At 53.2% G+C, this 14214-nt stretch carries 8 protein-coding genes; all 8 read left to right on the top strand.

The genetic code is table 11. The features are described 5' to 3' along the window. The first annotated feature begins 52 nt into the window (after positions 1 to 52). The 8 genes from tssH (at position 53) to tssA (ending at position 14184) form a co-directional block, all read left to right on the top strand. A complete protein-coding gene (gene tssH / locus ACL2XO_RS00200; RefSeq protein WP_413741960.1) occupies positions 53 to 2680 on the top strand; it encodes a type VI secretion system ATPase TssH in 2628 nt (875 codons plus the stop codon). Beyond that, the gene (locus ACL2XO_RS00195; protein ID WP_413741959.1) at positions 2674 to 5175 is read left to right on the top strand and encodes a type VI secretion system Vgr family protein; all 2502 of its coding nucleotides are present in this window, start codon (positions 2674 to 2676) and stop codon (positions 5173 to 5175) included. Before tssH ends, ACL2XO_RS00195 begins: the two co-directional genes overlap by 7 nt. Positions 5176 to 5282: 107 nt before the next feature. Then, positions 5283 to 6875, top strand: a complete 1593-nt coding sequence (locus tag ACL2XO_RS00190; protein WP_413741958.1) for a T6SS phospholipase effector Tle1-like catalytic domain-containing protein — start codon at positions 5283 to 5285, stop codon at positions 6873 to 6875. Then, entirely contained in the window at positions 6872 to 7525 is a 654-nt protein-coding gene (locus tag ACL2XO_RS00185; RefSeq protein ID WP_413741957.1) for a DUF2931 family protein, read from the top strand. Before ACL2XO_RS00190 ends, ACL2XO_RS00185 begins: the two co-directional genes overlap by 4 nt. 265 nt (positions 7526 to 7790) lie before the next feature. After that, on the top strand, positions 7791 to 8057 hold the full coding sequence (locus ACL2XO_RS00180; RefSeq protein ID WP_413741956.1) for a PAAR domain-containing protein: 267 nt from the start codon (positions 7791 to 7793) through the stop codon (positions 8055 to 8057). Positions 8058 to 8061: 4 nt separating this feature from the next. Continuing rightward, positions 8062 to 9231, top strand: coding sequence for a hypothetical protein (locus tag ACL2XO_RS00175; protein WP_413726051.1), 1170 nt, complete (start codon positions 8062 to 8064; stop codon positions 9229 to 9231). 286 nt (positions 9232 to 9517) lie between these two features. After that, positions 9518 to 12592, top strand: a complete 3075-nt coding sequence (locus ACL2XO_RS00170; RefSeq protein WP_413741955.1) for an ImcF-related family protein — start codon at positions 9518 to 9520, stop codon at positions 12590 to 12592. Then, positions 12592 to 14184 (top strand): type VI secretion system protein TssA, encoded by a 1593-nt coding sequence (gene tssA / locus ACL2XO_RS00165; protein ID WP_413741954.1) that lies wholly within the window; start codon positions 12592 to 12594, stop codon positions 14182 to 14184. The genes ACL2XO_RS00170 and tssA overlap by 1 nt, the downstream gene beginning before the upstream one ends. Positions 14185 to 14214 lie beyond the last annotated feature (30 nt).

Here is a 14214-nt window from a genome sequence, read left to right as displayed (position 1 = left end):
GGGCCGTGCGGTAGCTATCGCCTTCAAGGCCACTGAGACGAGACCTGACAATATGGACAACCATTGTGCCCCGTTATTGCGCCGACTGAACCCTTATTGCGCCGAAGCCTTAGCCGCCGCGGCCTCCTTATGCCAAACGCGGGCCCACGGGGAAATTACCGTCGAACATTGGCTGCTCAAACTGCTTGAGCAGGGAGAAGGGGATATCACGGTGATCGCCCGCCGCTATGAGTGGGATATGGATGACCTGTGGCAGGGACTGTTATCACAGCTTGAAAAGCTGCCCCGCAGCATCCAGAGTAAACCGCAGCTTTCCAATGCGTTGCAGAGGTTAATCAAATCGGCCTGGCTTGAGGCCTCGCTGCAAGAGAACATTGAGCAAATACGCTCGGTGCATTTACTGTTTGCATTGATATCCACGCCTTCGTTGTTGCAAACCAAAACGCCCTGGCTGCCGCCCGGCCTGGGCGATGCCCAGCTCAGCCGTCTGCTGCCGCTGCTGGATATGCAATCGGATGAACGGCCACAGTGCCCACAGCCGGACATTGCGTCCATGCTGTCTTCATCGCTGCCCACAGATCCCCCTTCGGTATCCCAGACGCAACAGATATTGGACAAGTTCACGCTGGATTTAACCGCCAAAGCCCGTGCCGGGCAGATTGACCCGGTATTAGGGCGCGACGCGGAAATCCGGCAGATGATCGATATCCTGTCGCGGCGACGCAAAAACAATCCGATTCTGGTGGGCGAGCCCGGCGTGGGTAAAACCGCGCTGGTTGAAGGTCTGGCACTGCGCATTATCAGCGGCGAGGTGACGGATAGCCTGAAATCCGTCAGCGTACGTACCCTGGATCTAGGTCTGCTTCAGGCTGGCGCGGGGGTAAAAGGAGAATTTGAACAGCGTCTGAAAAACATCATCGAGGCCGTACAAAATGCCCCCAGCCCGGTACTGCTGTTTATCGACGAAGCCCATACCCTGATCGGCGCCGGTAACCAGGCGGGCGGCGCCGATGCCGCCAATCTGCTGAAACCCGCGCTGGCCCGCGGCGAGCTTCGCACTATCGCCGCCACCACCTGGGGGGAATATAAACACTATTTCGAACGTGACGCCGCCTTGGAACGGCGTTTTCAAATGGTGAAAGTGGCCGAACCGGACGATGACACCGCCTGCCTGATGCTGCGCGGGCTCAAAGAGCGCTATGCCGTCCATCACGGCGTGCATATCCAGGACGACGCGATACGGGCCGCCGTCGCCTTATCCCGCCGTTATCTCACCGGACGGCAATTGCCCGACAAGGCCGTAGACCTGCTTGATACCGCCGGGGCGCGGGCACACATGAGCCTGAATACCCGGCCGGATAAACTCATGGAATTGCAAAACCAGATTACCGCGCTGGATATGGAACGGGAGTCACTGCTACAGGATTCAGCCACCGGATTTACCTCCGGCACGGATCGGCTGCTTGACATCGATATCCGCCGTGAAAAGCTGCACGAAAAGCTCAATGCCGTCCAAGAACGCTATCAACAAGAGAAAGAGCTGACGAAACAGCTACTGGCCGCCAGGGGGAATAACATCCTCGACGGCCATGTCGACGCTTTACAGCAAAAGCTGGCGCTGTTGCAGGGTAATTCGCCAATGATATCGCCGGATGTAAATGTACGTATGGTGGCCTCGGTGGTGGCGGATTGGACCGGGATCCCCCTCGGCAGTCTGTTGAAAGATGAACAGGTCAATTTGCTGGGACTGGAAAACACGCTGTCGCAAAGGATCATCGGTCAACATCGCGCTATTGAGTCCCTGGCGCAACGGCTGCGGGTGGCAAAAACCGGGTTGACGCCTGAAAACTGTCCTTTAGGCGTATTCCTGCTGGTTGGATCGAGCGGCACCGGCAAAACAGAAACCGCGCTGGCGTTGGCCGATGCGCTTTTTGGCGGAAACCGTTCCTTGATAACCATTAATCTTTCCGAATATCAAGAGCCTCACACCGTTTCCCAGCTCAAGGGATCGCCGCCGGGCTACGTCGGGTATGGCCAAGGCGGCGTGCTCACCGAGGCGGTACGTAAACGTCCTTACAGCGTCGTGCTGCTGGATGAGGTGGAGAAAGCCCACCCTGACGTACTCAATCTGTTCTATCAGGTATTTGATCGGGGCGTGATGAGGGACGGCGAGGGACGGGAGATCGATTTTCGCAATACCGTCATCATGATGACCGCCAATCTCGGCAGCGATAGGCTGATGGCTGCGCTGGAACAGCAGCCGGATGCACCGGATAGCACATTGCACGAACTGCTGCGCCCCATTTTGCGCGATCGTTTTCAACCCGCCCTGCTGTCGCGTTTCCAAACCCTGATATACCGTTCGCTCGATGCCGCCGCCATGAAGCGCATTGTCCACATCAAATTGCAACAGGTAATCCGGCGCCTGCACCAGCATTACGGTTTGCGCTGCGAATACACCGACAGCCTGCCGGAGGCGCTGGCAGCCGCCTGCCTGTTGCCGGACAGCGGGGCGCGCAATATCGATAGCCTGCTGAACCAACAAATTTTACCGGTGCTGAGCCAGCAACTTTTGCAGCGTCACGCCGAGTTGCGCAAACCGCTCGGCTTGAAACTGGACTACAGCATAGATGAAGGCATTACCCTGGACTTTAGCCACGAGGAGCGCAAGCCATGTTAAACGCCGCTAATATTCTGCCGTTCGAGCATCGCCAGCATAAGCTCCTGGTGTGGGACAATAAAACGCCTCTGGATGTGCTGGCGTTTACCGGCGAAGAGCATCTCAGCCGCCCGTTTCGCTACCGTATCGAACTCACCAGTCCGGCAAAGGATATTCCTTCAACCCAAATGCTGATGCGGGATGCCACTTTTACCCTCAATGCAACGCCTGCCGTATTGCCGGAGTTCGGACTGCCGGCGCCGGCTGCGGCCCCGTTACGCTCGATCCACGGCGTGGTTGCCGGATTTAAACGCCTCTCCGCCTCCAGGGACGAAAGCCGCTATGAAGTTACCTTGGTCCCGCGCCTCGCTCTGCTGAGGAACAGCCTGCAGCACCGCATTTACCAGCATTTATCCGTACCGGAAATTGTGGAGAAGGTATTGCGCGACCGCCACTGCTTTAAGGGCCAGGACTTTTTATTCACCTTGGTCCGCGTTTACCCGAAACGCGAACTGGTGATGCAATACGGCGAGGACGATTTGACCTTTATCAGTCGTCTGCTGGCCGAAGTGGGGATCTGGTTTCTCTTCACCGCCGACCCGCGGCTCAACATCGACGTGGTGGAATTTTATGACGACCAGCGCCACTATCGGTCCGGTTCGCTTCTGCCGCTACGTAACCCCTCGGGCCTGGATGCCGGCGGGGCTTCCTGCGTCTGGGACTTGCAAACGGCGTACCGGGTGGTGGAGGGCCGAGTCAGTACCCGCGACTACAATTATCGCGATGCTTCGGCGCTTATGGACGGTGAGGCGGATGTAACCCGCGGGGACAAGACGACCTACGGTGAAGCCTATCATTATGCGGACAATTATCTCACCATCGGCGACAAACACGCGACGGACCCGGAGCCTGAAAGCGGAACGTTTTACGCCCGGCTGCGCCATGAGCGCTACCTGAACCGGCAAACCAAACTGAAAGGTTTTACCAGCTCCGCCATACTGGCTCCCGGCCAGGAACTCAAGGTCCGGGGTGAGAATGCGCCGGGTGTATTCCAGGAAGGCGCGGTGATAACCGGCATCCGCAGCCGTGCGGCGCGAGACAGGGGTCTTGAGGTGGAGTTTACCGCCATCCCCTATTCGGAAATCGTCTGTTTCCGCCCCGAGCCGACGGCGAAGCCGGTAATGGCCGGCACCTTGCCGGCCCGGGTAACCAGCACGCGCGTAAATGACACCTACAGCCATATCGACAGTGACGGACGCTACCGGGTGTCGTTCGATTTCGATCGTGATGAATGGCAACCCGGCTTTGAGAGCCTGTGGCTGCGTCAGGCGCGGCCCTATGCCGGCGATACCTATGGATTGCATACGCCGCTGTTGGCGGGCACCGAAGTGGCGATAGCCTTCGAACAGGGCAATCCTGACAAACCCTATATCGCCTATGCCCTGCATGATTCCAAAACCCCGGATCTCGTCACGCTGCAGAACTACAAGCGCAACGTGCTGCGCACGCCGGCAAACAACAAACTGCGGCTGGACGACACGCGGGATCGGGAGCATATCAAGCTCAGCACCGAGTATGGCGGCAAAACCCAGCTTAATCTGGGGCATCTGGTGGACAGCGGCAAGCAGCCCCGCGGCGAGGGGTTTGAGATTCGAACCGACCTGCACGGGGCAATACGGGCGGCCAAGGGCATCTTCATCAGCGCCGATGCGCAGCCGAAGGCCAATGGAAATCAACTGGATATGCAGGCGGCCATTGAGCAGTTAGATAGGGCATTATCTATCGTTAAAACATTGTCTCAGGCGTCAGAACTCGCTAAAGCCGAGCTGGCTGAAGAATCAGGACAACAGCGATTAAATTCAGCATTACATCAACTGGCCAAAGCCGGGCTTGTGGTCCATGCCCCCCATGGCGCTGCGGTGCTTAGCCCGGAAAATGTACAGCTTTCATCAGGGCAAGGCTCGGTGTCGCTGACGGCGGGAAAGAATGCTGATATCAGCGTACTGAAAACATTTATGGTCGCGGCGGGTGAGGCAGTTAGCCTGTTCGCCAAAAATAAGGGAATGAAGCTCTTTGCTAATCGCGGCAAAGTCGATATCCAAGCACAAAATGATGCGCTCTCCGTTTTAGCGGGAAAAAATATCGATATTGCAAGCGTTGAAGGTAAGGTGCAGATCACCGCCCAAGATGAACTATTGCTGAATTGCGGGAATGCGTATATTCGAATGAAAGGCGGAAACATTGAATTGGGTTGCCCGAATAATATTTTATTGAAATCAACCTGTGTACAAAAAATGAATGCCGCCAGCTACAGTGCGCCGACGGTTACGTTGCCTTCAGGCTTTAGCGAGTTCTTTATCGCGAAGGATGAAACAACAGGGGAAGTACTGCCGAATAGACGCTATCGCATAACAACCGCTGAAGGAAAGGTATTTGAGGGCGTCACTGATATGGAGGGAAAAACAATGGAAATTACGACGTCATCTCCGGAAAAGATAAGCATTGAATTTTCATGATTTTGACGATTATTCGTTAACCAAAGATCATTGCGGCACGATGACTATAATAAGGCGTCGTCTGTTTTTATGCCGCCACGGAAATATTCGATATCCACAGCAATAATATGAAAGATAATCAACAACCACACAATCAACAAAACGAAGAAAAGTCAGTAGTGACCAGTTCAGGAAATACGGCACCTTTTGCAAAAGGCATACCGGTGTCATGTTCGGCGATGCCGAAAAGAAAAATAACCTTGACGCTGGGGGTGTTTTTTGACGGCACCGGGAATAATGCGTTTAACTCGACTCTGCGTCAAAAGAACTGCTCTGCGGAATCTGTAGGTTATAATGATAGTGAGGCTCAAGGAATTTTAAATGCCTGCGAGGCAGATCGTTTTGGCCTGCGGGGAGATATAGCGCGAATCAGTTATGATGGTTCTTATACCAATATCCATTGTTTATATAATTTATATAGAAACGATAGTGTTCCAGATTTCTCGACGTCAGAAGAAAATCTTCAGTTCAAATATTATGTGGAAGGTATAGGCACTATTAATGGAGAGTCTGATTCCAGTATAGGTATGGCTACCGGAAGAAGCAGCACCGGTATTATCGCTAAAACAAATCGGGCGATTGATGTCATAAAAGAATCTTTACCAGTATCATTGGAATATTATACAAATGTGGAAATAGTTAAAATTCAATTTGATATTTTTGGTTTTAGCCGGGGTGCCGCCGCCGCACGCCATTTTTCTAATAGAATCAGAAAACGAGATAATGAATTATTCTCCTCACTAACAGATATCTTTCAAAGCGCTGAAATTTCTATTTTAAATCTTGCCAATCACTCTATACGTTTTATGGGGTTATTTGATACCGTGGCAGCTGTTGCCACCCCTGTCCCGAGCAGCTCAGATACCGGTGATGTCAATATCTATCTTCCGGTAGGCATAGCAAAAAGAGTCTTTCACATCACTGCAGAGCATGAGTTTAGGCACAATTTTTCATTAAACAGCGTGAAGCCGGGTTATCCGGAACTCTCGTTGCCAGGCGCGCACAGCGATATTGGCGGCGGTTATCATCCATTAGAAACAGAAGACTACCTTATAAGTCGCCCAGAGTACAATACGGTCCCGGTATCAATGGAAAACAACTCTACAAGCGCTTATAAAAGGTCAGAGCTGGAAAAAAAGGCGCGACTTGCCGATCCGATATGGGGACCGATGTTACAAAAAGCGGATACCTGGATTCAACTTTGGGATGAGCCGGTACCTTCTGAAAAGCAATCGGGAAGGTTGAAATATGTTGGTGCGGCCATACGCATGCAGCGCAATGTGTCCAATGGTTGGTCATTAGCCATATTGCGGGTGATGCTTGATGCGGCCGAAGAGGCGGGATGTATTTTCGATAAGGGTAAAATAAACGATCGGTATCCGGTGCCGGCAGTGCTGCATACGTTGATGGATAAAGCGCGCGCACAAGGCAAAGCCATAAGGAAGGGTGAAAACATTATTCCTTTCAATTCCGATGAATTAGCTCTGTTGGCAGAAAAATATATACATTGCTCGGCAAATTGGAAAGCCATAAAGAAAAACCCAAAAACTCAGCAAGATATTTTTGATGATGGAGCAAGTTTCGCCGTTATTTTTTTTCCAAACAGGCCTACGGAGAATGGAAAAAGAAACGTTTATGACTTACAAGGAAAAAAATTATGAAGTATCTATTATTAATTATAATATTGCTTTCACTCATTTCCTGTAAGGCCGGTAATAAAGAGACAATTAAAACCGGCACGTCAGGATGGCCGGGGAAATGGTATTATTCAATAGTAGACCCGTATATGTTTCCTGCAGAGCCAAGGATAGCAAGAATGATGAACACCAAGGGTGATGTATACGAATCTGGTTTGATTTTAAAGGGTGTCGGCGGCCTTAATCCTGCCAGCCAAGGAAAGTGGGGAGATAATGCTTTTGCCATGATAAGTACCAATGACGCTGTCCCCGGAGTGCCCTGGATTTTCAGCATATGCTGGTTCTCGGTAGTGGAGCAAAAAACCTATGAAAGCACTATTACCATTCCAAAGGAGGGGAGCGATTTGATGCAGGAAGAGGCTTTCTATCGTTTGGACTCAGGTCGAATGAGAGGGGCGTATCGAAGAGTGGTTTATTTCGGCCTGGCGCCAGGCGGAGCGATAAAAGCTTGGCTGAGAAACCCGGGCCCTGACGGAAAGAGGGTTGTTATTGCTGAAGGAAGCAGCGTCTCTGAAAAGGAGATGAAATGGTGTCCTGAAATAGTAGGATATCAAGTTCCGCAAGATACTAAGGACTTTATAAAAGATAAACAGTTTCCTTATGGAGAGTGGTAAGTTGTAATGACAGACACATGATAGCCGGCGGCCTTAATCCTGCCAGCGAGGGTAAGTGGGGAGATAATGCTTTTGCGAGCCTAAGTACCAATGATGCTGTTCCCCTACGGCGAATGGTAACAATTTTTTTGTCGACATAGCGCATTTTCTGAAGAGTAATTCATTAAAAATAAATTAAATATTAATTTTTTATAAAAAACCTGGTTTTTTATTTATTTGAATTGTAACTAAAATTTTAACACTATTAATAATATAAGGAGTGAGTATGACAAAAGGCTTTGTTTTATTAAGCGATAAAACCTCTCACGGAGGTGAAGTGATTTCTGCCTCATCCTCCATGTTAATAGACAATGAAAAAGTTGCTCTTAAAGGTGATATGATCAGTTGTCCAATATCGGACCATGGCAATAATTCTATTATCGAAGGCTCATCCGAGTGGTTCTCAGATGGCAAAGAGATTGTCGTGGACGGTTGTCGTTGTGAATGCGGCTGTGTGGTCATCTCAAGCACGCCGGGCGTCGGTTTAGGATGATACGATGGGGTGGGAGATATTCACTTTACCTGCAACAGCTTCCCCTGCTTTGACAGCATTGAAAGTGTGGGGGGGCGTGCTCATTTCAATTCCTGTTATTTGCCTGATGGGACATTTTTTTTGGCCCGTGGGTTGGACTGAAACGGGCAGCGTGACCTTTTGGCAATATACCTTCGGCATACTGCTTTTAATCTGGACGGGCTTATTTGGTTTTAAATTGCTTTTATATGGTAATAGGGTAAGTCAGTATAACCAAACCAAACAAATACACAAAGACGCGTTAGCCGCCCGGCAAAGCTGGGCAAGCCGATATTTAATGGTCATAAATAGTACGGTGTATTTACCGGAGGGTTTAACCGCATCATCTTTGATTAATCCTGCCCACTCATTAGAAGTAAGGTATAATCAAGTCAACAAATTAACTCAATTTCCAGACTTGACGATTAGGAAAATAATTTTATCGTTGCTTTCTTCTGTTTCATCTACTTTAAGGAATTTACCAAATTCCTTTAAACCGTATATCACTGTTATTTCTCTAGAGGAAAAATACGACGTTCAAATCTGCGACGCTATTCGATCTGCCTTCGTTGATAGTAATGGTGAAATTCGACCTGAACAATCCATCAAGATTGTTAGAGCATTGCCCCAGACGATATTAAATGACTGGATAAAATCTTCTGAAGAAAATGTAAATATTTTGCTCGCACTCCAGTTCCCAATAATGTGCAATTGTTCCGAAATGGCGGCAATCTTTGTTTTCGTTTCTGACGACTGGGCAGATGATCATAAATTGTCGGGTAAAGCTAAAGTTTACCGCACAATGGATGCTATTAGCGATGACTTCCAATCGAAATATAGCATTATGCTTAATATGCAAAATGTGTCCAGGCTAGCCAATAAAATATGGCTTGCGGATATGAAAAGTAATGAATTCAACATGACGATCCTGCAAGAACACCGAAAATATATAATGGAATTCCTATCAGAAAATATTATAGATTTTGAAAAATTTGTTGGGAAAACGGGACCCTTGGGAGGATGGATGGCATTAGGAGTTGCTGCGGATATTGCTCAACATATGAATGAAAATCAAATAGTATTGGGGCGATGGGAAGAAAATTGGGTGGTTAATGCAATTCAATCTTCCGAGGTGGTGCATAATGATACTGCCTAATCCCTGGAAAGTGGTAGGTTCTATTCTTTTTTTTATTGCAATAGCATCTGGTCTATGGCTGAGCATTGATTATTTCGGCGATGGCATTGGCATACTCGGTCGGGCACAGAAGATAACCCTGTGGTTTATTGTTCTGACTCTCATACTTCTTATTCGCTTGATATCAATCATTGTTCCTTTATACCTTCTTAAGAAGGCTCAAAATGATGCAGAAAAAGCGGGGGTATATCCTGAGCAGGAGCAGCGACTTGCCCAGTTAAAGGCGCAAGAAAATGCGCTCCAACCTATGGTGGAAGGCCTTCGCCTGCATCACGGTCGTTTCTGGCGCCGCAAGGTGCGTATCCTGCTGGTTATCGGCGAGCCTGAACAGGTAGAGGCCATCACGCCCGGTCTTACATTGCAGCGCTGGCTGGAGGGCAACAGTACATTGCTGCTGTGGGGCGGCAGCGTACAAGCCGATCCGAATGAAGAACTGATTGCCCGGCTTCGCGCGTTGCGCCGGCGGCGTCCCCTGGACGGCATCGTCTGGGCGGTGACTGAAACCCAGGGCGCCCAGCCTAGGCACATCTATCTTGGTCTGCGCCAGCTTCTGCGTCAGGGACAGCGGTTAGGCTGGCAGGCGCCGCTCTATCTGTGGCAGGTATGCGACAGCGCCTGGGCGCAAGGAGATCGCCCTGGCGCGCCGGTGGGATGCCTGTTGCCGGCAGCCTGTACATCTGAATATTTATCCGCCCGTTTGCTTGATCTGATTGCACCGCTGCGCCGCGAGGGCATGGGTCAGGTGTTGGCGACTACCCGACATGATTTCCTGCTTCGTTTGTCACTGTATCTGGAGCGGGAGGGTATAACGCACTGGCAGCAGGCGCTGGTTCCGCTGTGGCGAGACTTCTCCTGCGCGTTGTCGCTGCGCGGCATGATGTTCAGCCTGCCGGTCAATGACAAAGCGTCCGGGACGGGGCACGGTTGGTGTTCGGATCCGGCATGGCAAGGCATTGTAAACGATAGTTCGGCCAGAGGCCGCCGCGCCGGTTTTTCGTGGGAGCGAAACGCTTTTTATGCGGTGCTGGGATTGACGCTGCTGTGGGGGGGCGGCAGCCTGCTCTCTTTTATCTCCAACCGCAGTCATATCGTTACCGCCAGGGAGCAACTGACGGCGCTGAGGGAAGACGTTCCCATCGGCGAACAATTGAAGGCGCTTCGTCAACTGGCGAATGAACTGGGGCGGTTGCAGTATCTTTCCTCGCACGGGGCGCCCTGGTATCAACGTTTTGGCTTAAATCAAAGCGGCATGTTATCGGCCGCCTTATGGCCGCGCTACGGCGCCATGAATAATCGCCTTGTCCGTGACGGCGCGGCAAAACAGTTAAGCTTCCATCTCGCTGAACTGGTTGCCCTGCCGCCGCACAGTCCGCAACGCGCCAAGCGAGCCCTGGTGGGCTACGGCCGGCTTAAAGCCTACCTGATGCTGGCGTATCCGGAAAAAGCCGATGCGGACTTTTTGACTCGAATCCTCGAAGAAAACGAACCGGTCCGTGCCGGGGTTGCTACCGGCTTATGGCGGAGCCTGTCGCCGGGGCTATGGAGTTTTTATGCCGTGAATCTGGCGGAGCACCCGGAATGGCGCATCGTGCCCGATGCTGATCTGGTGGCGCAGGTGCGCCGGCTATTGCTGGTGCAGATCGGGCAGCGTAACGCCGAGGCAACGCTTTATCAGAAGATACTGCAATCCGTGTCGAACAACTACGCCGAACTTGGCTTAATGCATATGGTAGGAGATAGGGACGCGCAGGGATTGTTCAGCTCCACCGAAGTGGTGCCGGGGGTATTTACCCGTCAAGCCTGGGAAGGACAGGTGCAGAAGGCCATTGATGAGGCCGTTGCCTCCCGCCGGGAGGAAATTGACTGGGTGCTCAGCGACGCCACACATCCGGTGACGGCCGAGGTGTCGCCGGAAGCGCTTGAAGAACGCCTTACCGAACGCTATTTTACCGATTTCAGCGGTGCCTGGCTGAATTTTCTCAATAGTCTGCGATGGAAGCAGGCGAAAAATCTGTCGGATGTGACCGACCAGCTCACCCTGATGGCCGATGTGCGTCAGTCCCCGCTGATTGCCCTGATGAACACCCTTAGCTATCAGGGGCAAACCGGACAACGGGGAGCGGCCTTGTCAGATTCGCTGGTGAAGTCCGTACAGAGCCTGCTGCATAAAGACGACCTGCTCGCCATCGACCAGCGCGCCGCGGGGTTGACCGGTCCGTTGGACGGCACCTTTGGCCCGCTGCTGGCAATGATGGGAAAGGGAAGCCCGGCGGGAGTCATGACCGGCGACAGCTCTCTCAGCCTGCAAACCTTCCTGACCCGTATCACCAGGGTGCGCCTCAAACTCCAGCAGGTGGCGAACTCCAATGACCCGCAGGAGATGACCCAGCTATTGGCGCAGACGGTGTTCCAAGGCAAGAGCATTGATCTGACAGACACGCAGGAATACGGCAGCCTGCTTGCCGCCAGCCTGGGGGAAGAGTGGAGCGGTTTTGGCCGGGCGGTGTTTGTCCAGCCGCTGGCCCAGGCGTGGCAGAAGGTACTGCAGCCATCCGCCGCCAGCCTGAATGTGCAGTGGCGAACGTCGATAGCGGATAATTGGGATCGGGCTTTCAATGGGCGCTACCCGTTTGCGGACACGCGCAGCGATGCGTCTCTGCCGATGCTTGGGCAATTTGTCCGCACTGAATCCGGACGCATCGAACAGTTCCTGACCCGCCAGTTAAGCGGAGTATTGCACAAGGAAGGCAATCGCTGGGTGCCGGACAAGCTGAACAGCCAAGGGCTGCATTTTAACCCGGCTTTCCTGCGGGCGGTTAACCACCTTAGTCAGCTTGCCGACATTTTATACACTAACGGCGGTATGGGCATAAGTTTCGAGCTGATGGCCAAACCGGTACGTGATGTGGTGGAAACCACCTTCAATCTCGATGGTCAGAAGCTCAGGTACTTCAACCAGAAGGAAAGCTGGCAAAATTTCCATTGGCCGGGTGCTTCGGACAAACCAGGAGTGATGCTGAGCTGGAGCAGTGTGAACGCCGGCCCGCGCCTGTTCGCCGATGAACAAGGAACCTGGGGGCTTATCCGCCTGCTGGAGCAAGCCAAGGTCACGGCGCTGGATGACGGCGATACCCTTTACCGCCTGGTCTTGACCGGCCCGGATGATTTACCGCTAACCTGGAACCTGCGCACCGAACTGGCCGAAGGACCCTTGGCGCTGCTGAAGCTGCGGGGTTTTTCACTGCCGGCCCGAATATTCGATGTTGATACCGGCGGTGGAACAATGCCACGAAATACCGCGGCCATAGGAGGAGATGGGTGATGTTGCAAACATTAATCACTACCTGTCTGGCGGAACGGAACGCGCTTGAACTGGCCCGTGGGCACATGGTCCAGTGGGAAAAATGGTTGCTGCCTCTCTCCGCTGATAACCCGGTAGGCGATGACCCGTGTTATTGCGACGATTTCCAGCGCATGCGAGAGGAGGTCAATAAAATCACCGGGGCGGATACCGGCCTCATCTGCCAGTTGGCCGAGACGCTGCTAACCACCGTCTGTAAGGACGTCCGCGTTGCTACCTATTATCTGTGGGCGCGCCTGCATGGCGACGGCGAGGCGGGGCTGGCTGACGGGCTGATGCTGCTGGCCGGACTGGTCGACCGTTTTGGCGAACGGGTGCTGCCGGCTCGTCCCAACGGCCGCAGAACGGCGTTGGAATGGCTGGCGGGCAACAAAATGCTGGATAGTCTGGCCCGCTATCCGGAAGTGGCGAAGAGCGAGCTGGTGCGCATCGTGGCGGCGCTGGCCCTGCTGGAACACGCTGTCGGCGCATGGTCTGAGCTTGACCGGCCGGCCCTGGGGGCGCTATACGGCGCATTGGAGTTGCGTCTGGCGCAATCGGGTGGGCTGGAGGCGGTGGTGCCGCAACACAGCGCCGTGGATGGCCCCGGAATGCTTTCCTCTTCCGCCGGGCTGAAGCCGGGATTGCGTCAAGTTCAGTCGGGCCGCGACCTGCTGGAACAGGGAAAAGCGCTCTCGCGCTACCTGCGCGAACAGCCGCAAGGCTGGCTGGCAAGCCACCGCCTGATGAAAAGTCTGCGTTGGGACACGGTGCATCTTTTACCGCAGCAGGAAAAGGCTGGCAATACCCGCTTGACCCCGCCGCGCAGTGACTGTCGCGCCCAGCTTAAACGCCTGTATCTGCAGCAGAGCTGGGACGAACTGCTGGAACAGGTCGAGCGGATGTATGCGGAGGGCGTTAACCACTTTTGGCTGGATTTGCAATGGTATGCCTGCCAGGCATTGAGCAAGCAGGGGCAGCCGTTCTCCGGTTGGGCGGATCTCGTCAAGCAGGATCTCGGGATGTTGCTGGCGCGCTTGCCCGGGCTGGAAAATCTGAGCTGGAATGACGGCACGCCGTTTGCCGACGATGTGACTCGCGGTTGGATAGCCCAGCAGGTCAGCGGGAGTGCCGAGCATTGGGCACCCGTAACCTCAGTAACGGCGCCGGCGGATGGCAATGACATTCTGGCCTTGGAAAGCGAGGCACTGGCCCAGGCGGACAGCGACGGAGTGGACGCCGCATTGGCATGGCTGGCGGCCCGGCCCGGCACTCAAACGGTTCGCCAACGCTGGTTATTGCGTTTATTGATGGCGAGGGTGGCCGAGCAGTACGGCAAAAATGACCTGGCTCTGCATCTGTTGGGAGAGCTCAACACTACCTCCGCCGGTTTGCCGTTAGCTGATTGGGAGCCGGAGCTGAGCTTTGAAGTCAAAGCGCGGCTGCTGAAACTTATGAGGTTGAAAGCTCAGCGCAACGATGCCGACAAGACGGCGCTGGCGCGGCGGATGGAAGCCCTATTGGCTGCGCTGGTGGCTATCGATCCGGTGCGGGCCGCCATCCTTTGCTCGTGATTTCTTTCAAATCCGATTTTTATATTGCCC

The organism is Sodalis sp. RH15 (assembly GCF_047324255.1).
Classification (GTDB): Bacteria; Pseudomonadota; Gammaproteobacteria; order Enterobacterales; family Enterobacteriaceae; genus Acerihabitans; species Acerihabitans ligni.
Note: the sequence above shows the minus strand (reverse complement) of the source record. Positions and strands in the feature narration are given on the sequence as shown.

What these genes read in the sequence shown, in the direction of transcription:
- tssH (WP_413741960.1), top strand. Translation starts at nt 53, where the DNA reads ATGGACAACCATTGTGCCCCGTTATTGCGCCGACTGAACCCTTATTGC.
- ACL2XO_RS00195 (WP_413741959.1), top strand. Translation starts at nt 2,674, where the DNA reads ATGTTAAACGCCGCTAATATTCTGCCGTTCGAGCATCGCCAGCATAAG.
- ACL2XO_RS00190 (WP_413741958.1), top strand. Translation starts at nt 5,283, where the DNA reads ATGAAAGATAATCAACAACCACACAATCAACAAAACGAAGAAAAGTCA.
- ACL2XO_RS00185 (WP_413741957.1), top strand. Translation starts at nt 6,872, where the DNA reads ATGAAGTATCTATTATTAATTATAATATTGCTTTCACTCATTTCCTGT.
- ACL2XO_RS00180 (WP_413741956.1), top strand. Translation starts at nt 7,791, where the DNA reads ATGACAAAAGGCTTTGTTTTATTAAGCGATAAAACCTCTCACGGAGGT.
- ACL2XO_RS00175 (WP_413726051.1), top strand. Translation starts at nt 8,062, where the DNA reads ATGGGGTGGGAGATATTCACTTTACCTGCAACAGCTTCCCCTGCTTTG.
- ACL2XO_RS00170 (WP_413741955.1), top strand. Translation starts at nt 9,518, where the DNA reads ATGGTGGAAGGCCTTCGCCTGCATCACGGTCGTTTCTGGCGCCGCAAG.
- tssA (WP_413741954.1), top strand. Translation starts at nt 12,592, where the DNA reads ATGTTGCAAACATTAATCACTACCTGTCTGGCGGAACGGAACGCGCTT.